The 22,241-nt window shown below is 31.2% G+C and carries 25 protein-coding genes; 9 read left to right on the top strand and 16 right to left on the bottom strand.

Annotated features, from left to right (window positions below):
* Positions 1-62: 62 nt before the first annotated feature.
* Positions 63-482 (top strand): nucleoside-diphosphate kinase, encoded by a 420-nt coding sequence (locus CLV91_RS15240; RefSeq protein WP_121069094.1) that lies wholly within the window; start codon positions 63-65, stop codon positions 480-482.
* Between the two features lie 53 nt (positions 483-535).
* Here CLV91_RS15240 and CLV91_RS15245 read toward each other — a convergent pair whose 3' ends face one another.
* Genes CLV91_RS15245 through recF form a run of 3 tightly spaced genes read right to left on the bottom strand, consistent with a single transcriptional unit; the run spans position 536 to position 2,336 of the window.
* Positions 536-832: a DUF721 domain-containing protein gene (locus tag CLV91_RS15245; RefSeq protein ID WP_121069095.1), complete on the bottom strand. Its 297-nt coding sequence runs from the start codon at positions 830-832 to the stop codon at positions 536-538.
* Positions 832-1,254, bottom strand: a complete 423-nt coding sequence (locus tag CLV91_RS15250) for a hypothetical protein (RefSeq protein WP_121069096.1) — start codon at positions 1,252-1,254, stop codon at positions 832-834. The genes CLV91_RS15245 and CLV91_RS15250 overlap by 1 nt, the downstream gene beginning before the upstream one ends.
* A gap of 2 nt (positions 1,255-1,256) precedes the next feature.
* Positions 1,257-2,336: a DNA replication/repair protein RecF gene (gene recF / locus CLV91_RS15255; RefSeq protein ID WP_121069097.1), complete on the bottom strand. Its 1,080-nt coding sequence runs from the start codon at positions 2,334-2,336 to the stop codon at positions 1,257-1,259.
* 125 nt (positions 2,337-2,461) lie between these two features.
* Here recF and CLV91_RS15260 point away from each other — a divergent pair, with 125 nt between their 5' ends.
* From CLV91_RS15260 to CLV91_RS15290, 7 genes are all read left to right on the top strand, one after another.
* On the top strand, positions 2,462-3,226 hold the full coding sequence (locus CLV91_RS15260) for a tetratricopeptide repeat protein (RefSeq protein ID WP_121069098.1): 765 nt from the start codon (positions 2,462-2,464) through the stop codon (positions 3,224-3,226).
* 2 nt (positions 3,227-3,228) lie between these two features.
* On the top strand, positions 3,229-3,708 hold the full coding sequence (gene ribH, locus CLV91_RS15265) for a 6,7-dimethyl-8-ribityllumazine synthase (RefSeq protein ID WP_121069099.1): 480 nt from the start codon (positions 3,229-3,231) through the stop codon (positions 3,706-3,708).
* Positions 3,709-3,822: 114 nt separating this feature from the next.
* A complete protein-coding gene (locus tag CLV91_RS15270; RefSeq protein ID WP_121069100.1) occupies positions 3,823-4,119 on the top strand; it encodes a riboflavin synthase subunit beta in 297 nt (98 codons plus the stop codon).
* A gap of 1 nt (position 4,120) precedes the next feature.
* A complete protein-coding gene (mutL, locus tag CLV91_RS15275; protein WP_121069101.1) occupies positions 4,121-5,995 on the top strand; it encodes a DNA mismatch repair endonuclease MutL in 1,875 nt (624 codons plus the stop codon).
* Entirely contained in the window at positions 5,996-6,739 is a 744-nt protein-coding gene (locus tag CLV91_RS15280) for a rhomboid family intramembrane serine protease (protein WP_121069102.1), read from the top strand. It begins immediately after the preceding gene.
* Positions 6,740-6,743: 4 nt separating this feature from the next.
* Positions 6,744-7,613 (top strand): rhomboid family protein, encoded by an 870-nt coding sequence (locus CLV91_RS15285; RefSeq protein WP_121069103.1) that lies wholly within the window; start codon positions 6,744-6,746, stop codon positions 7,611-7,613.
* Between the two features lie 219 nt (positions 7,614-7,832).
* The gene (locus CLV91_RS15290; protein WP_170146769.1) at positions 7,833-8,648 is read left to right on the top strand and encodes an endonuclease/exonuclease/phosphatase family protein; all 816 of its coding nucleotides are present in this window, start codon (positions 7,833-7,835) and stop codon (positions 8,646-8,648) included.
* On the opposite strand, the gene CLV91_RS15295 is transcribed toward CLV91_RS15290, so the two are convergent.
* The 9 genes from CLV91_RS15295 to udk form a co-directional block, all read right to left on the bottom strand.
* Complete coding sequence (locus CLV91_RS15295) at positions 8,635-8,952, bottom strand: DUF6122 family protein (RefSeq protein ID WP_121069105.1); 318 nt, start codon at positions 8,950-8,952, stop codon at positions 8,635-8,637. The genes CLV91_RS15290 and CLV91_RS15295 overlap by 14 nt on opposite strands.
* On the bottom strand, positions 8,945-9,577 hold the full coding sequence (locus CLV91_RS15300; RefSeq protein WP_121069106.1) for a WbqC family protein: 633 nt from the start codon (positions 9,575-9,577) through the stop codon (positions 8,945-8,947). The genes CLV91_RS15295 and CLV91_RS15300 overlap by 8 nt, the downstream gene beginning before the upstream one ends.
* A 5-nt stretch (positions 9,578-9,582) precedes the next feature.
* A complete protein-coding gene (gene lepB, locus CLV91_RS15305) occupies positions 9,583-11,283 on the bottom strand; it encodes a signal peptidase I (protein ID WP_121069107.1) in 1,701 nt (566 codons plus the stop codon).
* Between the two features lie 89 nt (positions 11,284-11,372).
* A complete protein-coding gene (gene dapB, locus CLV91_RS15310; protein ID WP_121069108.1) occupies positions 11,373-12,074 on the bottom strand; it encodes a 4-hydroxy-tetrahydrodipicolinate reductase in 702 nt (233 codons plus the stop codon).
* Positions 12,075-12,077: 3 nt separating this feature from the next.
* Complete coding sequence (locus tag CLV91_RS15315) at positions 12,078-12,740, bottom strand: DUF5683 domain-containing protein (RefSeq protein WP_170146770.1); 663 nt, start codon at positions 12,738-12,740, stop codon at positions 12,078-12,080.
* Positions 12,733-13,644: a ParB/RepB/Spo0J family partition protein gene (locus tag CLV91_RS15320; RefSeq protein WP_121069109.1), complete on the bottom strand. Its 912-nt coding sequence runs from the start codon at positions 13,642-13,644 to the stop codon at positions 12,733-12,735. Before CLV91_RS15320 ends, CLV91_RS15315 begins: the two co-directional genes overlap by 8 nt.
* The gene (locus tag CLV91_RS15325; protein WP_121069110.1) at positions 13,644-14,417 is read right to left on the bottom strand and encodes a ParA family protein; all 774 of its coding nucleotides are present in this window, start codon (positions 14,415-14,417) and stop codon (positions 13,644-13,646) included. Before CLV91_RS15325 ends, CLV91_RS15320 begins: the two co-directional genes overlap by 1 nt.
* Before the next feature lie 167 nt (positions 14,418-14,584).
* Positions 14,585-14,920, bottom strand: a complete 336-nt coding sequence (locus tag CLV91_RS15330) for an FtsB family cell division protein (protein WP_121069111.1) — start codon at positions 14,918-14,920, stop codon at positions 14,585-14,587.
* Positions 14,921-15,529: a uridine kinase gene (gene udk, locus CLV91_RS15335; RefSeq protein ID WP_121069112.1), complete on the bottom strand. Its 609-nt coding sequence runs from the start codon at positions 15,527-15,529 to the stop codon at positions 14,921-14,923.
* A gap of 195 nt (positions 15,530-15,724) precedes the next feature.
* Here udk and CLV91_RS15340 point away from each other — a divergent pair, with 195 nt between their 5' ends.
* Positions 15,725-16,933, top strand: a complete 1,209-nt coding sequence (locus CLV91_RS15340) for a multidrug effflux MFS transporter (RefSeq protein ID WP_121069113.1) — start codon at positions 15,725-15,727, stop codon at positions 16,931-16,933.
* Between the two features lie 52 nt (positions 16,934-16,985).
* On the opposite strand, the gene acs is transcribed toward CLV91_RS15340, so the two are convergent.
* From acs to CLV91_RS15360, 4 genes are all read right to left on the bottom strand, one after another.
* A complete protein-coding gene (acs, locus tag CLV91_RS15345) occupies positions 16,986-18,893 on the bottom strand; it encodes an acetate--CoA ligase (protein WP_121069114.1) in 1,908 nt (635 codons plus the stop codon).
* Positions 18,894-18,989: 96 nt separating this feature from the next.
* On the bottom strand, positions 18,990-20,765 hold the full coding sequence (locus CLV91_RS15350; RefSeq protein ID WP_121069115.1) for a sodium:solute symporter family protein: 1,776 nt from the start codon (positions 20,763-20,765) through the stop codon (positions 18,990-18,992).
* 28 nt (positions 20,766-20,793) lie between these two features.
* Positions 20,794-21,054, bottom strand: a complete 261-nt coding sequence (locus tag CLV91_RS15355; protein ID WP_121069116.1) for a DUF4212 domain-containing protein — start codon at positions 21,052-21,054, stop codon at positions 20,794-20,796.
* 105 nt (positions 21,055-21,159) lie between these two features.
* Entirely contained in the window at positions 21,160-22,239 is a 1,080-nt protein-coding gene (locus CLV91_RS15360) for an anhydro-N-acetylmuramic acid kinase (protein ID WP_121069117.1), read from the bottom strand.
* Positions 22,240-22,241: the final 2 nt, after the last annotated feature.

Below are 22,241 nucleotides of genomic sequence, written 5' to 3' on the forward strand. Positions count from 1 at the left end.
ACAATTGTTCTAATGCTTGTGCATTGTAAGGAAAAACGTATTTTTGCGCAAAATTTAAAGACATGACAACAAATAGAACTTTTACAATGATTAAGCCAGATGCTGTTGAAAATGGGCATATTGGTGGTATTTTAGATAAAATTACAGCTGCTGGTTTTAAAATTGTAGCAATGAAATATACGCAGTTAAGCAAAAGAGATGCAGAAGCTTTTTATGCAGTACATAAGGAGCGTCCATTTTTTGCAGATTTAGTTACTTTTATGACTAGAGGTCCAATAGTATCTGCTATTTTAGAAAAAGAAAATGCGGTTGAAGATTTTAGAGCATTAATTGGAGCTACTAACCCAGCAGAAGCTGCAGAAGGTACTATTCGTAAAATGTTTGCAACTAGTATTGGAGAAAATGCTGTTCATGGTTCTGATAGTGATGAAAATGCAGCTATAGAAGGAAGTTTCCATTTTTCAGGAAGAGAAATTTACTAAATATAAAAATTTATTATTTTAAAAGCTGCTTATTTTTATAAGCAGCTTTTTCTTTATCTTAAAACCAGTTTTTTTACTACTTCTTTGCCTAACTCTTCATTTAGCATAGTAATAATTTTAGATTTTCCTTGGCTTAACTCATTCCTTAATACAGAGGAAGAAAGAGAAACAAATAAAGTTTCGTTTCGTAATTCTACTGCGGTAGTATAATTATTTACACCATTTCCCATTAAATTAATCCATGCCTCCTTAACATTAACTTTGTCCATGCCGCTTTGCAATTTATTTTCTTTAATAAATTCTTGTAAAGCTTCATTTAAAGGTAAATTACCAAACTTGCGTTTTGCCATTATTTAGTAATATTTATAGGGGTGAATTTTTTATAAGTATACATAATTTCTTTTTCGTTAACAACAGAGAGTGTTTTCTTATTTAAAGTAACTACTTTTTCTTTTCTTTTACTAACGGTATTCGATGAGTAATTTAAAAAGAAATTTGCATTCTCCTCTGTAATACTAAAAGTTTCGGCATCATTAGAGGTTTGGTAAGTGCCATTAAATTTTGGTTGTACTTTTTTTCTATATCCTGTGCTATCTAAAACGTGAATATAATCTAAGGTAGTACTCATTTTGTATTCTTTAGAAGTACCGTCCTTAAAAGTTACCTTTTGTATTTCCCAATATCCATTTAGGTTTTTTAAATCTTCTTTCTCTATTTTTGAGGAGCAGCTTATAAAGCATAGACTAGAAAGGATAACTAAAGTTTTAAGCATACTTATAATTTAAAAATTTTATAAGATTGATGTATGTTTTTTACCAGATTTTCAGTTCTTTCTGCATGGGTGTCGCTAATAAAAATTTGTCCAAAACTTTCATTATCTACTAAACTTATAATATGAGAAACTCTATTTTCATCTAATTTGTCAAAAATATCATCTAAAACTAAAATAGGAGTTGTTTTAGATTGTTCTTTAATAAAGTGGAATTGTGCAAATTTTAAAGCAATTAAGAACGACTTTTGCTGTCCTTGACTACCAAATTTTTTTACAGGGTAGTCATTAATTTTAAAACTTAAATCGTCTTTGTGAATTCCGCTACTAGTATATTGTAACGCTCTGTCTTTATCTACGGTAGTTTCTAATAACTGCAAAAGCGTTTGGTCTTTTAGTTTACTTTCAAAAGATATGGTTACGTCTTCCGTATTATTAGTTATAGCTTTATACTGTTCTTTAAAAATTGGAATAAAAGTATCTAGAAATTCTTGTCTTTTTTTAAATAGCAATGTACCATATTCATTAAGTTGTTCATTATATACAGCTAGGTTTGTGGCATCAAAAGTGTGGTTAATAGCAAAGTATTTTAATAGAGAATTCCGTTGCGAAAGTACTTTGTTGTATTTAATTAACGTAATTAAATATTCTTTGTCAGATTGGGAAATAACACCATCTATAAATTTTCTTCTAGTAACACTACCTTCTGCAATTAAGTCTCTATCGTAGGGAGAAATAATAACCAGCGGCAGCAATCCAATATGGTCAGAGAAGCGTTCATATGCTTTTCCGTTGCGTTTAATTATTTTTTTTGCTCCTTTTTTTAGACTGCTAACAATATGTTCTTCTTTTTTATTTTTTTTAAAAACACCATCAATAACAAAAAAGTCTTCATTGTGTTTTATATTCTGAGAAGTTATTGGATTAAAGTAACTTTTACCAAAAGATAAATGGTAAATAGCATCTAGAACATTTGTTTTTCCAACACCGTTATGCCCTACAAAACAGTTGGTTTTAGTGTCAAATTCAAAATTTTCTGAACTAAAGTTTTTATAATTTATTAAGGATAATTTATGTAGATGCATGCTTAATTTTCGGGTGTTTTATTCTAAATTCTCATAGAAACCTGCAAAATATCGAAAAATAACGAATAAATACCCACTTGAATTTCAATAAAAACTTTATTTTTGCGCGATCAATAAAATTTAAGATGGCAACATATAAAAAACGAGGATTTAAACCTAAAAATCAAGTAGAAGAACAACAGGTAGAGGAGCAAGAAAGTACAACTGCCGAAGTATTTAACACCTTAGATGAGAGTGCTTCTAAAAGTGAGGAATGGGTTTCTAATAATCAAAATTACATATTAGGTATTATTGGTGTAGTAGCAGTAGCTGTTTTAGGGTACTTAGGATATATGCAGTTTGTACAAAACCCTAAAGAGGCAGATGCTGCAAATGAAATGTATTATCCACAGCAACATTTTGATCAAGCTTTAGTAAGTACTACAGCAAAAGATTCATTGTTTACTTTAGCATTAAATGGTGCTGATGGTAAATATGGTTTTTTAAATATAATAGAAGAATATCACGGTACTAAAGCTGCTAATTTGGCAAATTATTCTGCTGGTATGTCTTACATGAATATGCAAAAATACCAAGAAGCAATTACGTATTTAGAAGATTTTTCTTCTGATGATGCTATTCTAGGAGCCTTAGCAAAAGGAGGTTTAGGAGATGCCTTTATGCAATTAGGACAAGCAAGTGATGCTTTAGGATATTATGAAAGTGCAGTTGCACATAGTGGTAATGAATACACAGCTCCAAAATTTTTATATAAAGCAGGAGTAACTGCTCTGGAATTAAACCAAAATGAAAAGGCATCAAAATTCTTTCAAAGAATTAAAGATGAATTTTCTGGTTCTGATGAAGCTCGTAGTATTGATGCCTTTCTTGGAATGGCTAAAAGTGAATAAAAATGGCTACAGCAAATAAAAATTTATCGGTTTACGATAAAACAACAATCCCAAATGCGAAAGATTTTCGATTTGGGATTGTTGTTTCTGAATGGAATACAGAAATAACTAGCGGACTTTATCTAGGAGCAGTAGAAGCTCTTAAAGATTGTGGTGCTATAGAAGAAAATATTGTTAAATGGGATGTTCCTGGTAGTTTTGAGCTTATTTACGGTTCCAAAAAAATGATAGCTACACAAGAGGTAGATGCTGTTATTGCAATTGGAAGTGTAATTCAGGGAGAAACCAAACATTTTGATTTTGTATGTAGCGGAACCGCTCAAGGCATTAAAGATTTAAATGTTTTGACAGATACTCCTGTTATTTTTTGTGTTTTAACAGACAATACTTTACAGCAAGCTATGGATCGTAGTGGAGGAAAACATGGTAATAAAGGTACAGAGGCTGCAATTGCTGCAATAAAAATGGCTGCTTTAGGCTAGTATTCCTAGTTTTTATACTTTTTTAACTTCTATATGTAGAAAACTTTAAAACTGTTAACAAATTTTAAGGTTCCTATTACGGCATTTTTTTTGATTTTAAGTAACTTTGATACAATGGGTATGCTTAGTAAAATCACGAAATTAGGTAAGAACAAGAAATTTGGATATTCTCCTCGTTTTTATGACGATAAAGGTGAAGGTAATCCTTATGAAATTGAACATAAGTTTGATAAGTATAGATCTACTGTAGGAAGAAATAGAGGGCTTAAAAGAAAGTTTAATAACGTTTTAGACGATGTAAAAAGAGAAGGTGATCGTAATCTTAAAAAGAGAATGGTAATTATCCTTGCTGTTTTAATCTTAATATTTCTATTTATTATCGATTTTGATTTATCCATATTTATAAGTTAACATGGCAGATATTATAAAACTTTTGCCAGACCATGTGGCCAATCAAATTGCTGCAGGTGAGGTTGTACAACGTCCTGCTTCTGTTGTAAAAGAACTACTAGAAAATGCAATTGATGCGGGAGCTACAACAATAAAACTTATTGTAAAAGACGGTGGTAAAAATCTTATTCAAGTTGTAGATAATGGTAAAGGAATGAGTGTCACAGATGCTCGTTTAAGCTTTGAAAGGCATGCAACTTCTAAAATACAAAAAGCCGAGGATTTATTTAACTTAAATACAAAAGGGTTTAGAGGAGAAGCTTTGGCATCTATAGCTGCAATTGCACATGTAGAGCTTTTGACCAAAACAGAGTTAGATGAAGTAGGTACCCAGTTAAAAATTGAAGGTAGTAAAGTAATTGCACAAGAAGTTACGGTTACTCCTAAAGGAACTTCAATGCTGGTTAAGAACCTTTTTTTTAATATACCAGCACGTAGAAATTTCTTAAAATCTAACCAAGTAGAACTTAGACATATTACAGATGAGTTTCATAGGGTAGCTTTAGCACATCCAACTATTGCATTTCATTTTTATAATAATGGTAGTGAGTTATTTAATTTGCCTATTGTAAATTTTAGAAAAAGAATAGTGCAAATATTTGGAGGAAAAGCTAATTCTAAATTAGTACCTGTTAATGAAGAAACCCAAGTTTTAAAAATTTCTGGATTTGTAAACAAGCCAGAATTTGCTAAAAAGAGTAGAGGAGAACAGTTCTTTTTTGTGAATGATAGATTTATAAAAAGCCCTTATCTGCACCATGCAGTAGTTGCTGCTTTTGAAGGGCTAATAAAACCAAATACCTATCCCGGATATTTTTTATGTTTAGAAGTGGATCCAGGTACAATAGACATTAATATTCATCCAACAAAAACAGAAGTTAAGTTTGATGATGAGCATACTTTATATGCTTTGTTACGTTCTACAATAAAACATAGCTTAGGGCAATTTAGTGTTGTGCCAGCCATAGATTTTGAACAAGACCCTAATTTAGATACCCCTTATTCTTATAAAAATAAACAAGCAGAAATACCGCAAGTTACAGTAGATGCTTCTTTTAATCCTTTTGCTAACGAGGTTGAAAAGCCAAAAAGCACTTCTAATGCAGCAGGAACTTCATTTGCAAATTATACTAAGCCAAGTAACAAAGGTTGGGAAAATTTATATGAAGGTTTAGGAACAAAAAAAGATGATAGTGCTCCTTTTACAAGTATGGAGTTTGAGTCTGAGGTTATTACTGGGTCTATATTTAAAGAAGAAAAGGTTGAAGATGAATCTGTTTCAACTACATTTCAGCTTAGGAGAAAATATATTGTAACCACTATTAAGTCTGGTATGGTAGTTATAGATCAAAGTAGAGCGCACCAAAGAGTACTCTATGAAAAATTCTTAAAAAATATTACTATTCAGGAAGCGGTAAGTCAACAATTGTTATTTCCTATTTCCTTACACTTTTCTACTACAGATGTTATTATATTAAAAGAAATACAAGGGCAGTTAATAAGTATAGGATTTGCTTTTAAAATAGTAGATAAAGAAGTTGTAGAAATAACAGGTGTACCATTACAAGTAGCAGAAAGTGAAGTAGAAATGGTTTTAGAACAATTAATTTTAGATTACCAGATGGAAATTACTGGCGATAGTTTTTCGCAAACCGATATTTTGGCAAAAACACTATCTAAAACTTTAAGTGTAAAAACTGGAACAGTATTAGGTGCAACTTCACAACAAGCTTTAGTAAACGATTTATTTGCTTGTAAGGTACCTGGCTTAAGTCCGTTTAATAAACCAACGTATGTTACTATTACAGAAAACGATATTGATAAAAAATTTATATAAATGGCTAGATTAACAGATGCTATTAAGCACTTACTTATAGTAAACATATTGTTTTTTGTGGCAACAGAGTTATATGGAGATCAAATGTACCAATGGTTCTCTTTATGGTTTCCTAAAAATGAAAATTTTGAATTATGGCAATTAGTGTCTCATATGTTTATGCATGGAGGTTTAATGCATGTTGGTTTTAATATGTATGCTTTATGGGCTTTTGGAACACCTTTAGAAAGAATGTGGGGCAGAAATAAATTTTTCTTTTTCTACTTTTCTGCAGGGTTAGGAGCAGCACTTATACATACAGGTGTAAATTATTTTTATTTTACACAAGGAATGGACGCTTTAGTAAGTTCGGGAATTTCAGAAACAGAAATTTTAAAAGTTCTTGCAAACGGTCAATACAATACAGATTGGTATAGTATAGCATCAAAAAATACTATAGATAATTTTTTAGGATCATATAATACCCCTGCAGTAGGAGCCTCAGGTGCTATTTATGGAGTGTTAGTTGCTTTTGGGATGTCTTATCCTAATAGTGAATTGTTTTTAATGTTTATACCAGTCCCTGTAAAAGCAAAGTATTTTATTCCAGTTTTAATTGGTTTAGATTTATTCTCTGGTGTAACTGGTTTTTCTTTACTAGGAGGAGGTATAGCGCATTTTGCACACGTTGGTGGCGCTCTTTTTGGTTTTATTATGATGTGGTATTGGAAAAAAAACCAGTTTAACGGTAACCGTTGGAATTAAGTGTATGGCACAAGGAAATTTAAAATACCAATTCGCTAATCTCTCTATAGCTGAAAAGCTTATTGCAATAAATGTTATCTTTTTTATTGTAGATGGACTTTTAAAAGCTCTTTTAGGATTTAGTATTATGGCATGGTTTGAACTTCCAAAAGATGTTTCCATGTTTATAAGACAGCCATGGTCTATTGTAAGTTATTCTTTTTTTCATGGTAGTTTAGGGCACATATTTTGGAATATGATGCTATTATATTTTTCTGGAAGAATTTTTCTTAACCTTTTTGGGAATAAGCGTTTTCTTAATGTCTATTTATTAGGAGTTATAGCTGGTGGATTAATTTTTTTATTAAGTTATAATGTTTTTCCTACTTTAATATATGCAAATACTTCTCTCATTGGAGCCTCGGCGGGGGTTACAGCTATATTGATTTTTATATGTGCATATATTCCTAATCAAGAAGTTAGACTTTTTATTATTAATGTTAAGCTTTGGTATATAGGTGCTTTTGTTGTTTTGACAGATTTAATTCAAATACCTACTAGTGGTAATATTGGCGGACATTTAGCACATTTGGGAGGAGCTGCTTTAGGATATTTTTATGCAAGGCAACTTCTTAATGGAAATGATATTGGTTCAGGTTTCGAAAAAATTGTAGATGGTATTGCAAATCTATTTAAGAAAAGAGAAAAAAAATCTCCTTTAAAGACAGTATATAAAAATAAAAATGCAAAAAAATCTCCTTTAAATACAGATTATAATAAGGAAAGTAAACAACGTAAAATTGATAGTATTTTGGATAAGATTAGTAAGTCTGGTTATGAAAGTTTATCTAAAGAAGAAAAAGATTTTTTGTTTAAAGCTGGTAAAGAAAATTAAAGAGTGAAAAAGCTGACTGTATCCCAAAAACTTATTTATTTTATTAACTTGATATTTAGTGTTTTTTTACTTTTATCGTGTATTGTTCCATATGTTTCTGTAAGTATTTTTTCTTTTTTTTCTTTTTTAAGCATAGCTGTACCAATACTTGTAGTAATTAATTTTTCTTTTTTTGTATATTGGATATTACAGTGGAAAAGAGTTTTTTTTGTTTCTTTTTTGGTACTGATAGTTGGTTATTTTTCTCTAGGGTCTTTTCTACAGTTTAGAAAACCATCAGAAAAAATATTAGAAAAGGATTTGAGTATTCTTACCTATAATACATTTGGTTTTAAAGGCTTAAAATCTGGAAAAAAAAACATTAAAAATAACGGGGAAAATATTATTAATTTTATTAATAAACAAAATCCTGATATTATATGTTTTCAAGAGTTTGATTATAAAAGAATAAAAAGTGGAGAGTTGGACTCTTACCCATATAGTTATGTAGATTTTGAGTTTGGTAGCAAGGGGAAATCTATTCAGGCAATTTATTCTAAATATAAAATAATTAATAAAGGAAATTTCAATTTTCCTAATACTGCTAATAATGCAATTTTTGTTGATATTTTATATAAAGAAGACACTATGCGGTTATACAATGTACATTTACAGTCTTTAAATATTAGGCCAAGAATGATTAAAGATGAAAATTCTAATAAATTATATTCTAGATTAGCATCTTCTTTTTCAAAACAAGAAGAGCAAGCTAAACTTATTCTTGAAGACCAAAAAAATAATACTCATTTAAAAGTTATTTGTGGTGATTTTAATAATACCCAATATTCTAATATTTATAAGTTATTAAAAGGAGATAAGAATGATACATTTATAGAAAAAGGATCTGGATATGATAGATCGTATAATTTTTATCATTTTCCTTTAAGAATAGATTTTATTCTTTCGGATAAAGAGTTGAAGGTGAGATCTCATAAGAAATTTAATTTAAAATACTCAGACCATTTTCCTGTAATGGCTTCATTTAGTTTAGAGTAATCATATAACAGTCTGCTATATCTGCTAGTATATGAATAAGAAGTGCTAATCCAAATATTCTTGTTTTTTTATATAGAAATATTACTATATATATGGTTATGGCCCAATAGGTGTGTAAAGGATGAAAGTTAATACTGCAACGCATAGAATCAAATAATGGGGTTGCAAAAAGATGGTCTACATCAATGACTATTCCTGATAAAAGAACAACAATAGCAAAGGTTTTATTTTTTTTGTAAAATAGTAAGCCTATGATAATAGGCACTAAAAAATGTATGCCATAATGTATTACAAATCTAAACATTTAAGAAGTCTAATTGTATGTCTTTTAAATAAGTAAGAGAATTAGTTCCTTCATTAAATAAAAGGTCTAGGATGCTAATGTTTGGAATAAAATTATTACGGTCACTAAATACTTGAATATATTTTTTAGCAGTATAATCTGGTTCTTTCTTTGCATTTACCAAAAACCTAAGGTCTATATCTTGTTCTAATTTAGAAGTATACTCTGTAGTTTTTTCTTTAGGTATATCAATTTGAAGGCACTCACATATAACTTCAATTGTTTTAAGATTATAGACTAAAAGACTCTCAAATTTAGTGGAATATAATGGTTGTATTTCATCCTCATAAAATTCAAAAAAAGGAGAGGATCTATAAGCCGTTTCTAAGGTGCGCCAATGTTGCCTTTGCCAAGGATAAGAATTATCAATCTTTATGTCTTTATATTTTTGCTTCCCCTTTTCTTTATTGGAATGTATTATAGGGATATTTAAAATATGTTTACCACGATCCGCAGAAACATAGGCTCTGTTTCTATAGGTTTGTTTCTGGTAGTTATCCATATATTCCCAATAAACTTCTTTTTGTGCTATAACAGCAAAAGTTACTATGTTGGGAATATATGTTGGGTGTATTAAATGTTTCAAGGTTTTTAAGATTTGTTTTTTCTTTTCTTACGGAAAAAGTCAAATACAAACCACCCTACTAAAGCAATTAAAAAGAATTTAAAATAAGACCTTGGCTCACCATCTCCATTAACAGTTGTAAATACACGATCCCATCTAATTTTCCAATTTTTAAAACCATCAGTAAAATTGTCAAAACTCATCCAGATGAAAATAGGGGTTCCAACAATGTGATTTTCTGGAACATATCCCCATGTTCTGCTGTCTTCAGAGTGATCTCTATTATCTCCCATCATCCAATAATAATCTTGTTTAAAAGTATAGGTCGTAGCTACTTTGCCATTTAAACTAATTTGATTTCCTGAAACACTTATTTTATTTCCTTCGTAATCTTTAATTATTTTTTTGTAAACAGGTAGTACGTTTAAATTTAACGGAACAGTAACTCCTTTTTTAGGAAGGTAAATTGGGCCAAAATTATCATTATTCCAGGCGTAGTTAGGGTTTTGAGGAAATATATTAGCACCCCTAGTATTTTTAGGCTCAATTTGCCTTACAACAGAATCTATAGAAGTGTCTGCTTTTAATTTAGAAACCATTTCATCGGTTAAGGAAACTAAACGTTGTCTTTCTGTAATTTCTTTTAAAGAGAGCCTTGCTTTTTGAATAACTTTAGTTGGGATGCCTAAATGTTTTGTGTATAACTCTAGTTTGCCATCTTCGGCTTGGTTATATCCTAAAAGGTATTCCTGAATAATTTGCGCTTGTTCTTGGTTAATTGGATTTGAAAGATATTTTCTAGTTAAATCTACCACTCCAATATCTTTTAGTAGGCGTGATGAAACTCCCTTTTTACTATAAACCATATAGTCGTACTGGGGTTTAGCTCTATCAGACAGTTTTAGTTGTTTACCATTAATAAAAACATAACCATCTATAATTTCTAAGGAATCTCCTGGAGTACCAACACAGCGCTTTACATAGTTAGATTTTTTATCAATTGGTTTTTTAACCCCTTTTTCTCTTTTAAAGAAAACACGAACCGTATCTGCAGGCCAGCTAAAAACAACAATATTATTTTTTTTGACTTTTGTGAAACCAGGAAGTCTAAAGTATGGGAGCTGTGGTTTGTTTAAATAGGAACGTGTGCCAACTATTGGAAGTGTGTCATGAACCATTGGTGCTGCGACAGTAGTCATAGGTGTTCTTGCTCCATAATGAAACTTGCTTACAAAAAGAAAATCGCCTACACGTAATGTTCTTTCTAGAGAACCTGTAGGAATTACATAGGGTTGAATAAAATAAGTATGTACTAAAGTGGCTGCTACTATTGCAAAAACAATAGAACTAACCCATTCCCCTAAAGCGGTTGTTGGCTGTAAACTACGGTCTTCTATATACTTTACATCTAGCATATAATTTACATAGTATATGTAAAAACCAAGAGTTAGAACAACTAACCAAGACTCCATAAGACTATTTCTTCCAAAACTTCGTATGGTTTCTATCCAAATAACAGGAAACATTAATAAGTTAATAATTGGAATAAATAATAGTATAGTCCACCATTTTGGTCTATTAATTATTTGCATTAATACAATAGCATTATAAACAGGTATAGCTGCTTCCCATGCTTTTCTTCCAGCTTTAACATATAGTTTCCAAGTACCTAAAAAATGAATAACTTGTACTATAAGTATAAAAATAATCCACTGTGTAGTATCCATAAATAATGCTATTTTTTAATAGTAATGCGAAGCATTCTAATTTTTATTTGTTTTGTATTAGTATCTAAAAGAAATTTCTGTTACAAACATTAACCTAGGTTTAACACATCTTTCATGGTAAAAATTCCTTTTTTACCAATAATCCATTCTGCGGCAATAACGGCTCCTAAGGCAAAGCCTTCTCTATTATGTGCAGTGTGTTTAATTTCTATACTGTCAATTTCACTATCGTAAAAAACGGTATGGGTTCCTGGAACAGCTTCTATTCTTTTAGCAGTAATGGGAATTTGGTTAGTGCCAGACTCGTCTAGTTTCCATTTTGTGTAATCAGAGTTGTTTATTACTCCTTCTGCTAAAGTAATTGCAGTACCACTTGGAGCATCTAACTTTTGTGTATGATGAATTTCTTCCATAGACACATTATATTGTTTAAGGCTTTTCATCATTTTGGCTAAATATTCATTTAACTCAAAAAAAACATTAACTCCTAAACTAAAATTAGAAGCATAAATAAAAGCCCCTTCTTTTTCTTTACAAAGAGCTACGGCATTCTCATAATTTTCTAACCAGCCAGTTGTTCCACTAATAATTGGAATATTGTTTTCTAGACATTTTGTAATATTACCATATGCGGCGGTAGGCATACTAAAATCAATGGCAACATCAAAAGAAGAAAAATCTATTTCTTTAGTATCTATATCTATTTTGGCTACAATGGTATGATTTCTATTTAGAGCAGCTTGCTCAATCATTTTACCCATTCTTCCGTATCCAAATAATGCTATTCTCATAAGTTAAAAATTAATTGTTAGTCCCATTCCATAATTAGGATTGTTATTAATAGGGTCTACATTTAAAAAAGGTTTAAAATCTACGCTAAGATCATCACTGACATTAAATTGTTGTAAATGTGCATCTACATTAGCATCTACAATGTTTAATATATAAAGAGCAATTGTAATTACTAAGGACAAGTCTCTTGCTTCTTGAAAATCTTCTTGTTTATTTTGTAATACAGTATCAGAAAAATTTGCATTTGTATTTCCGTTTTCTCCATTAGGGTTATAAAATTCATCATCTAAAAAGCCAGCTTTTCTTCTTTTGAATGCAACTCTAAAGCGATCATAAAGATCGTTGTTGTATTTATACGAATATATACCCGTTCCTATAGCAGCATATACAATAGGAACTTTCCAATAGCGCTTGTTATATATTTGTCCTAGTCCAGGAAGTACAGCAGAGTAAAATGCAGCCTTGCTAGGAGCTAAAGGATTAATGTTTCTTTTTTTCTTAATCTTTTTTGAATCAATAACAACACCTTTATCTTTAAGATTAGTTTTTACACTATCTATATTAGTTTGTGTATTTGTGCTATCTATTTTTTTGTTGTCCTCTTGAGCAAAAGTGTAACAAGAAAATAAGATTAGAATAATTGCTGTAATTAGGTATTTATTCACCTAGGATTATTTTTTTTATTCGTTTAAAATCTTCTTTGGATGTATACGGAATCGTAATTTTTCCTTTATTTCCTGTGGTTGATTTAATGTCTACTTTAACATCTAAGTAGTTCGATAAATTTGTAACTCCCTTTGCTATATATTCAGGTGTTTTTAAGGTTTCTGTACTTGGTTTTGTTGTAGTTTTTGGTTTTTTTGCTTCATGGTATTCTTTAACTGCTTTTTCTGTCTCTCTTACCGACAAATTTTCAGAAACAATTTTTTCATAAAGCGCTATTTGATCTTTGGTTTTTTCTATGTTCACTAGAGTTCTACCATGACCCATGCTTAAAAAACCATCTCTCATACCAGTTTGTATAATAGGATCTAACTTTAAAAGTCTTAAGTAATTTGCAATTGTAGAACGTTTTTTACCTACGCGATCACTTAATTTTTCCTGAGTAAGTTCTATTTCATCAATAAGACGTTGGTAAGACAAGGCAATTTCTATTGGGTCTAAATCTTGTCTTTGTATATTTTCTACCAAAGCCATTTCTAACGATTCTTGATCGTTAGCAATACGAATATATGCAGGTATAGTTGGGAGATTTATAAGTTTAGAAGCTCTAAACCTTCTTTCTCCAGAGACTAATTGATATTTATTAAAATCTAACTTACGAACAGTTATAGGTTGTATAACTCCTAATTCCTTTATGGAAGTTGCTAATTCATTTAAAGCTTCATCATTAAAATAAGACCTAGGCTGAAAAGGGTTAACTTCTATACTTTCTAACTCTAGCTCTACAATATTTCCAACAACTTTATCTGCATTTTTATCTGTTGCAGATTGTATGTCGTTTTCTGGATCTTTTAATAATGCAGATAAACCTCTACCTAGAGCCTGTTTTTTTGTTGCTTTTGCCATTACGCAATTTCCTTATTTTTGTTTACTACTTCGTTAGCCATATTTAAATAATTGGCAGCACCTTTACTGCTAGCATCATATTTTATAATACTTTCTCCATAACTAGGAGCTTCACTAAGACGTACATTTCTTTGAATTATAGTTTCAAAAACCATATCGCCAAAATGTTTGCGAACTTCCTCTACAACTTGGTTAGATAATCGTAACCTAGAATCATACATAGTTAAAAGCATGCCTTCTATGTCTAAATCAGGATTATGAATTTTTTGAACACTTTTTATGGTGTTTAGTAATTTTCCTAGTCCTTCTAATGCAAAATATTCACATTGAATTGGTATTATAACAGAATCTGCAGATGTTAAAGCATTAAGTGTTAATAAGCCTAAAGAAGGAGCACAATCTATCAAAATATAATCATACTTTTCTTTAAGACTAGTAATCGCTTTTTTCATCATGTATTCTCTCTCTTCTTTGTCTACTAGCTCAATTTCAATAGCTACTAAATCTATATGAGAAGGAATTAAATCTACATTTGGGGATGTAGTTTCTATAATAGTTTCTTCTGCGGTTTTTGTATGTTCTAATAATTGATATGTTCCCAGCTCAATACTTTCTACATCTATACCTAGTCCAGATGTAGCATTTGCTTGGGGGTCAGCATCAATTAATAATACTTTCTTTTCTAGTACTCCTAGCGAAGCTGCAAGGTTTACTGTGGTTGTAGTTTTACCAACACCACCTTTTTGATTTGCTATCGCAATTATCTTGCCCATTGTAAAGTAAGTTAGGGCGTAAAAATACAATTATTTGTGGTGTTCTAGAAACGATTTTGTTAACACAAAGTGAATAAGTGTAAGAGATTATGTTAAATAGCGTTAAAGTGTTGTAAAATAATAGTTTATGAAGCTCTGATTTAGGTCTTTTTTTAAAGAAAAAATATTTAAGGAAGTTTATTTGTCGTTTTTAGACTATCCTCATATTCTATTAAGTAAATTTCCTCGTTTTTCTTTTTTAAATAATACTCTTCTCTTGCAAATTTTTCCAATTCTTTAGCATCAGAAAGCTTGTCAATAATTACTTTGTCTTTTGCAATTTCTTCTTTTAGAAACTCTTGTTGTTTTTCTAGTTTGTTAATTTCATTTTTTAATTCTAAATGAATTAATAGAGAATTGGTATCAATAAATAGCATCCAAATAACAAAAACAGTCAACACTAACACATAGGCGTTAGTAATTATTTTAAACCAAGACTTTTTTCTTAAATCTGCCAATCCCATTTAGGATAATTTATCATTTATTATAGTGCGCACAATATCTATAGCTACCGTATTATATTTATTATTTGGAATAATAATATCTGCATATTCTTTAGTAGGTTCTATAAATTGGTCATGCATAGGTTTTAAAGTGTTTTGATAGCAATCAAGGGTTTCATCTAAGCTCCAACCTCTTTCTGCGGTATCTCTTTTTAATCTACGAATTAATCTTTCATCAGAATCTGCATGTACATAAATTTTAATATCAAACATTTCTCTAATTTTAGGGTTGGTTAAAATTAGAATTCCTTCTACTAATACTACTTTTCTTGGTTGCGTTGCAACAGTTTCCTTTGTTCTATTGCATTCAATAAAAGAATATACTGGCTGTTCTATAGATTGACCAGATTTTAATAATTCTAAATGTTCTACTAATAAGTCAAAATCTATAGCGGATGGATGATCAAAATTTGTTTTTTTTCTTTCTTCAATTGTTAGATGTGATAAATCATTGTAGTATGAATCCTGAGAAATTACACCAACTTCTTCTTTGGGGAATTCATTCATAATTTGATTAACAACGGTAGTTTTTCCACAACCTGTTCCTCCAGCAATACCTATAATTAACATGTATAACAATTTATACAAAAATAAGTATTTGCTATTTAATGCAACTAAAAAATATGTGTGGGATTATTTAAATTATGAACAACCAATAAAAAACAACTCTTTTTTACTTTTTGTATTGATAAAATCTATTAACAGATACGTTTTTTTAATGATAAATAATCTAATTGCCATATAACATATAGGTACCTTTGTATCATGGAGAATGAGAATGTAAAACCAAATTTTGAGTTTGTTGCCTTAATGGCATCGTTAATGTCTATTACAGCATTGGCAATAGATGCAATTTTACCAGCTCTTTCAAATATAGGATTAGCAGTTAATAGCTTAGGAGACACGGAAAACCAAAAACTCATTACCATGATTTTTTTAGGCTTGGGAGTTGGGCAATTATTTTTTGGACCTTTATCTGATAGTTATGGTAGAAAACCTATGATTTACATTGGTTTTGGGGTGTTTTTTATTGCAAGTCTTATTTGTGTTTTTGCTCCTTCTATGTCTTGGATGGTTTTTGGGAGAATTTTGCAAGGAGTAGGTTTGTCTGCAGCTAGGTCTATAAGTATATCTATAATCAGAGATACATATAAAGGGGATTATATGGCTAAGGTCATGTCTTTTGTAACCGCTTTTTTTATCCTAATACCGGTAATAGCACCCGCAATGGGAAAAGCAATTTTAGATAGTTTAGGTTGGCAAGCAATTTTTTTAGTGCAATTATTTTTTTCTTTAATAGTATGTATTTGGTTTTGGAAAAGACAACCAGAAACCTTAAAGCCAGTTTATAAAATTCCTTTTACAAAGAATGTTTTTTTTGATGGATTAAAAGAACTTATTCGGTATAAAAAGACGATTGCTTTTACTATAATATCTGGTTTAATTACAGGTTCTTTTTTAGTGTATTTAAGTGCAGCACAACAAGTTTTTGAAACGCAATATGATTTGGTAGATGAATTTCCATATATTTTTGCGGGATTAGCTATTTCTATTGGTGTTGCAACGTTTTTAAATGGAAATTTAGTTCTAAAATTTGGAATGCAAAAATTAGCATTTATGGCACTTTATTTATTCTTTGGAGTGTCTTTGTTATATGTAGTTTTGTTTTGGAACTCTCCAAATCCTAATGTTATTGTTTTAATAGTTTTTTTGGCTACTCAATTTTTTAGTTTAGGATTTTTGTTTGGTAATTTACGCTCTATTGCAATGGAGCCTATTGGGCATATAGCTGGAATAGGAGCTGCAATTACAGGCTTTACTTCTACAATAATATCTATACCAATAGCAACATATGTTGGTAGTTTTGTAGAGAATACGGTTTGGCCTTTATTTGCAGGCTTAGCTGTTTGTGGTTTTGTATCTTTATTTATTTTTCTTCTTATTAGAAGAAAACAAAGAATTGCACTTGTGTAAAAAAAGCCAAACAGAATATGTTTGACTTTTGATACTTTATTACAAGATAGTATTAGAATGCATTTTCCATAATTTCTTTTATTACTTCAGGATTTAATAGTGTACTAGTATCTCCCAAGTTGCTAGTTTCTTTACTAGCAATTTTTCTAAGAATACGACGCATAATTTTACCACTACGTGTTTTAGGTAAACCAGAGACAAATTGTATTTTATCTAATTTTGCAATAGGTCCTATATGTTCCGTGATTTGCTGGTTTATTTCTTTTTTAAGGTTATCTCTATCTCTACCTTCTCCGGTTTCTTTTAAAATTACATAACCGTAAAGCGCATTTCCTTTTACGTCATGTGGGAAACCTACAATAGCAGACTCTGCAATGGCAGGATGTTCATTAATTGCATCTTCAATTGGTGCTGTACCTAAGTTGTGACCAGAAACTATGATTACATCATCTACTCTGCCGGTAATTCTATAATATCCAACAGCATCTCTATGTGCACCATCGCCAGTAAAATATTTATTCTCATAAGCAGAAAAGTAAGTGTCTCTATACCGCTCATGATTGCCCCATATAGTTCTCGCAATAGAAGGCCATGGAAATTTAATACACAATCTACCATCTATTTGGTTGTCTTTTATTTCTTTGCCGTTTTCATCCATTAATGCAGGTTGAATACCAATAAATGGGAGTGTGGCAAAGGTTGGAGTAGTAGGGGTTACATAAGGTATTGGAGAAATCATTATTCCACCAGTCTCTGTTTGCCACCAAGTATCTACGATTGGACTTTGTTTTTTTCCAACATTGTTATTGTACCAATGCCAAGCTTCTTCATTTATAGGTTCTCCTACAGAGCCTAAAACTTTTAAAGAGGATAAGTCATATTTTTCTACATATTCTAAATTTTCCTTTGCTAAAGCTCTAATAGCAGTTGGAGCTGTGTAGAATTGATTTACTTTATGTTTTTCTACAACTTCCCAAAATCTTCCATAATCAGGATAGGAGGGTACACCTTCAAACATAACCGTAGTAGCACCATTTGCCAATGGCCCGTAAAGGATATAGGAATGACCAGTAATCCACCCAATGTCTGCAGTACACCAATAAATATCATCTTCTTTATATTGAAAAATGTTTTTAAACGTATACGCTGTATATACCATATAACCAGCTGTAGTGTGCACCATACCTTTTGGTTTTCCTGTAGAACCAGAGGTATATAATATAAATAAGGGGTCTTCTGCATTCATAATTTCAGGAACACAATCTCCATAAGCATCATCTAATAAAGGTTGCAGCCATTGGTCTCTTCCTTCTTTCATATTAATGTCAGAATTAATACGATTAACTACTAAAACGCTAGTAACTCCAGGAGAATCTTCTAAAGCTTTATCTACAATACCTTTTAAATCTATAGTTTTAGCCCCTCTATAAGAACCATCAGATGTTAGTACAATTTTACAATCCGAATCGTTAATTCTTGTAGAAAGTGCATTAGAAGAAAACCCTGCAAATACAACCGAATGTATTGCACCTATTCTTGCGCATGCTAAAACAGCAACTGCTAATTCTGGAATCATTGGTAAATAAATACAAACGCGATCTCCTTTTTTTACTCCTTGTTCTTTAAGAACATTAGCCATTTTGGACACTCGTTCATGTAATTGAGAATATGTAATATGTAAAGCTTCTTCTTTAGGGTTATTTGGCTCAAAAAGAATAGCTGTCTTATCTCCACGAGTGGTTAAATGCCTATCTATACAGTTTTCTGTAATATTTAATTGGGCGCCTTCAAACCATTTAACTTCTGGCTTTTTAAAATCCCAATTTAAAACAGAATCCCATTTTTTTCTCCAAACAAAATGTTCTTCTGCTATTTCTTCCCAAAATGCTTCAGGATTTCTAACAGATTTTCTATAGACTTGATAATACTCTTCTAAATGTTTTATATGGTAATTACTCATTATTCTTTATTTATTTAGGCAAAACGTATCTAAAGTAGAAATTTCTACAAGAAAATTCAACTTATAATAGTGTTGTTTCTATTTCTATTAGATTTTTTAGTGTGATGTAGCTTCTCCTGCACCGCTTGGTATTCTTATGCTTTCTACAATTTCTTGTACCTTTTCTGGAGGAGCTGGGGTAGCTCTAGATACAATTATAGAAACAACAACATTAACTAGCATTGCAACAGTTCCGAAACCTTCAGGAGAGGTTCCAAACCACCATTCGTTGGCAGGTCTTGGGTCCATAACACCAATTAATCCTGTTTTGTATTTAATCATATAAAATAACATAAGAGATATTCCTACAATCATGCCAGCAATAGCACCTTCTTTATTCATACGTTTATCAAAAATCCCTAATACAATGGCAGGAAAAAAAGATGCAGCAGCTAAACCAAATGCAAGGGCAACAACGGCGGCGACAAATCCTGGTGGGTATATTCCAAAAATTCCAGCAATTATTATTGCTACTAATATGGCAATACGTGCAGCTAGTAATTCTCCTTTTTCAGAAATATCTGGTTTTAATTGTTTCTTAATTAAATCATGAGAAATTGATGTAGATATTACAAGCAATAAACCTGCAGCTGTAGATAGAGCGGCGGCTAAACCACCTGCGGCTACTAAGGCAATTACCCAGTTAGGTAAATTTGCTATTTCGGGGTTGGCAAGTACCATAATATCGCGATCCACATAAAGTTCATTTGCAGCGTTGTTAGCATTAGATATTAAGCGTTCCCCATTAGAGCCTCTTTTATTTGTGAATTCAGGTTTTTTACTAGATAAAGCACTACCTGCTACATATTGAATTTTTCCATCTTTATTTTTATCCGTCCAGGCAATTAAACCAGTGTTTTCCCAATTTTTAAACCATTCGGGAATGGTATTGTATTCTTTGTTACTAACAGTTTCTATTAAGTTGGTTCTTGAGAATACGGCTATTGCTGGAGCTGTAGTATATAGAATAGCAATTAATAATAAAGCATACCCTGCAGATTTTCTAGCATCTTTTACTTTTGGAACCGTAAAGAAACGTACAATTACGTGTGGTAATCCTGCTGTACCAGCCATTAAAGCTAAAGTAATAGCAAAAACATCCCAGGTAGATTTTGTTCCGCCTGTATATTCATTAAATCCTAATTGTGTATGTAGTGCGTCTAATTTATCGAGTAAAAATGTTCCTCCTTCGACTTTACCGCCCATTCCTAATTGTGGAATAGGGTTTCCTGTCATTTGCATAGAAATAAAGAAAGCTGGAACCATAAAAGCAAAAATTAATACACAGTATTGTGCTACTTGTGTATAGGTAATTCCTTTCATACCTCCTAAAAAGGCAAAAACTAATACGACTGCCATACCAATAAATACTCCTAGTGTAATATCTACCTGTAGGAATTGAGAAAAAACAATGCCAACACCTCGCATTTGTCCTGCAACGTAGGTAAAAGAAACAATAAGTGCACATAGTATAGCAACGGTCCTTGCGGTGTTAGAATAGTAGCGGTCTCCAATAAAATCGGGCACTGTAAATTTCCCAAATTTTCTAAGATAAGGGGCAAGGAGTAAGGCAAGTAGAACATAACCTCCGGTCCACCCCATAAGATAAACAGAACCATCATAACCCGCAAAAGATATAATTCCTGCCATGGAAATAAAAGATGCTGCGCTCATCCAATCGGCAGCTGTGGCCATACCATTTGCTAAGGGAGAAACCCCACCACCAGCAACATAAAACTCTTTTGTAGAGCCAGCTCGTGCCCAAATTGCTATTCCAAAATAAAGGGAAAATGTTATCCCAACTAAAATCCATGTCCATACTTGAACGCTCATAGTATTCTTATTTATAAGTGAGATGTTTTTATTCGTCGTAGCCGTATTTTTTATCTAACCTATTCATTAATCGTACGTAAATGAATATTAAGATTACAAATACATAAATAGACCCTTGTTGTGCAAACCAAAAGCCTAATTTAAAACCGCCTAAGCGAAATTCGTTTAGATTTTCTCTAAATAGAATGCCAGCTCCAAAAGAAACTAAAAACCAAATAATTAATAAGATTGTTAAATATTTTATATTTTCTTTCCAATAAGCAGAAGCTTTTTCTTTTTTAGAAGCCATGATTTAAGTTGTTACGTAATATGTAACAATTTAAGGATAGATTTATTTTAATGGTAGTTTTTTATCAATAAATATGTGAATATTTAATAGAGTAGTGTGGTTTTCTTATTGTGGATAGTATATTACACCACTACAAGAATCTTTTTTAGCCCCAGTTACCGAACTAAGAACGTTTGTTTTGTTTTCATGTCTAAGAACGCCCATTAATGCAAAAATTAATGCTTCTTTGAATTCTATCACCGTTTTAGAAGGGATAACTACTGTTGCTATATTGTTTAATTTGTGTTTTAAGGTATCTACTAAAAAAGAATTTAAAGCGCCACCACCAGTAACTAGAAGCTTACTGTTTTTTGGTTTTATGTTATTTTTAATCTGAATGGCTATTTGTTGGCATATATGATGAACAGCCGTGTGTAATAAGTTGGGAATGCTATCTTCTGTTTGGTCTACTAAAGGAATTACTTTGTTTAAAAACCATTCATAACCTATGGATTTAGGGAAAGGAAGCTTGTAAAATTCTAAGTCGTTTAATTCATTTAATAAATGGATATTTATAACTCCAGAACGGGCTAATTCTCCATTTTTATCATAGGCTAAATCTATCTTTTGTGTAATGTAATTTAGAATCATGTTAGCCAAACCAATATCGTAAGCAATTCTTTTTTCTTCCTTTTGGAAAGATATATTACTTATGCCGCCAAGATTTAAGCAAAAATCATACTCTTTAAAAAAAAACATATCACCAATAGGAACCAAAGGCGCTCCTTGTCCTCCTAGAGAAACATCATTCGTTCTAAAATCATTAATTACAACGTGGTTGCAAGCATTGGCTAAGTGCTGTCCGCAACCTATTTGGAAAGTAACTCCTTTTTTGGGTTGGTGGTGGGTGGTGTGCCCATGGCTGGCAATAAAATCAACTTCTAAATTTTCTTCTTTAATAAAAATTTTCGTTTGTTCTCCCAACCACGTTCCGTATGTATTATTTAATTCTAGCAATCCTAAGGTAGGTAAATGAATAGCATTTTTTAAGCTATTCTTCATCTCTGGGGTGTAGTCTACGCTTTTTGTTTGCTTTATATTATATGTGTAGGAGCCTTCTGTTTCTTGTATTTGACAATATGCCAAATCTAGCCCATCTAAAGAGGTGCCAGACATTAATCCTATTACATTATACATGTTTTTCATAA

Origin of the sequence: Maribacter vaceletii (assembly GCF_003634105.1) — a bacterium.
GTDB classification, from domain to species: domain Bacteria; phylum Bacteroidota; class Bacteroidia; order Flavobacteriales; family Flavobacteriaceae; genus Maribacter_B; species Maribacter_B vaceletii.

Bases quoted from the DNA above. Each gene is read 5' to 3' on its own strand.
- CLV91_RS15240 (WP_121069094.1), top strand. From the start codon at position 63: ATGACAACAAATAGAACTTTTACAATGATTAAGCCAGATGCTGTTGAA.
- CLV91_RS15245 (WP_121069095.1), bottom strand. From the start codon at position 832: ATGGCAAAACGCAAGTTTGGTAATTTACCTTTAAATGAAGCTTTACAA.
- CLV91_RS15250 (WP_121069096.1), bottom strand. From the start codon at position 1,254: ATGCTTAAAACTTTAGTTATCCTTTCTAGTCTATGCTTTATAAGCTGC.
- recF (WP_121069097.1), bottom strand. From the start codon at position 2,336: ATGCATCTACATAAATTATCCTTAATAAATTATAAAAACTTTAGTTCA.
- CLV91_RS15260 (WP_121069098.1), top strand. From the start codon at position 2,462: ATGGCAACATATAAAAAACGAGGATTTAAACCTAAAAATCAAGTAGAA.
- ribH (WP_121069099.1), top strand. From the start codon at position 3,229: ATGGCTACAGCAAATAAAAATTTATCGGTTTACGATAAAACAACAATC.
- CLV91_RS15270 (WP_121069100.1), top strand. From the start codon at position 3,823: ATGGGTATGCTTAGTAAAATCACGAAATTAGGTAAGAACAAGAAATTT.
- mutL (WP_121069101.1), top strand. From the start codon at position 4,121: ATGGCAGATATTATAAAACTTTTGCCAGACCATGTGGCCAATCAAATT.
- CLV91_RS15280 (WP_121069102.1), top strand. From the start codon at position 5,996: ATGGCTAGATTAACAGATGCTATTAAGCACTTACTTATAGTAAACATA.
- CLV91_RS15285 (WP_121069103.1), top strand. From the start codon at position 6,744: ATGGCACAAGGAAATTTAAAATACCAATTCGCTAATCTCTCTATAGCT.
- CLV91_RS15295 (WP_121069105.1), bottom strand. From the start codon at position 8,952: ATGTTTAGATTTGTAATACATTATGGCATACATTTTTTAGTGCCTATT.
- lepB (WP_121069107.1), bottom strand. From the start codon at position 11,283: ATGGATACTACACAGTGGATTATTTTTATACTTATAGTACAAGTTATT.
- dapB (WP_121069108.1), bottom strand. From the start codon at position 12,074: ATGAGAATAGCATTATTTGGATACGGAAGAATGGGTAAAATGATTGAG.
- CLV91_RS15320 (WP_121069109.1), bottom strand. From the start codon at position 13,644: ATGGCAAAAGCAACAAAAAAACAGGCTCTAGGTAGAGGTTTATCTGCA.
- CLV91_RS15325 (WP_121069110.1), bottom strand. From the start codon at position 14,417: ATGGGCAAGATAATTGCGATAGCAAATCAAAAAGGTGGTGTTGGTAAA.
- CLV91_RS15330 (WP_121069111.1), bottom strand. From the start codon at position 14,920: ATGGGATTGGCAGATTTAAGAAAAAAGTCTTGGTTTAAAATAATTACT.
- udk (WP_121069112.1), bottom strand. From the start codon at position 15,529: ATGTTAATTATAGGTATTGCTGGAGGAACAGGTTGTGGAAAAACTACC.
- CLV91_RS15340 (WP_121069113.1), top strand. From the start codon at position 15,725: ATGGAGAATGAGAATGTAAAACCAAATTTTGAGTTTGTTGCCTTAATG.
- acs (WP_121069114.1), bottom strand. From the start codon at position 18,893: ATGAGTAATTACCATATAAAACATTTAGAAGAGTATTATCAAGTCTAT.
- CLV91_RS15350 (WP_121069115.1), bottom strand. From the start codon at position 20,765: ATGAGCGTTCAAGTATGGACATGGATTTTAGTTGGGATAACATTTTCC.
- CLV91_RS15355 (WP_121069116.1), bottom strand. From the start codon at position 21,054: ATGGCTTCTAAAAAAGAAAAAGCTTCTGCTTATTGGAAAGAAAATATA.
- CLV91_RS15360 (WP_121069117.1), bottom strand. From the start codon at position 22,239: ATGAAAAACATGTATAATGTAATAGGATTAATGTCTGGCACCTCTTTA.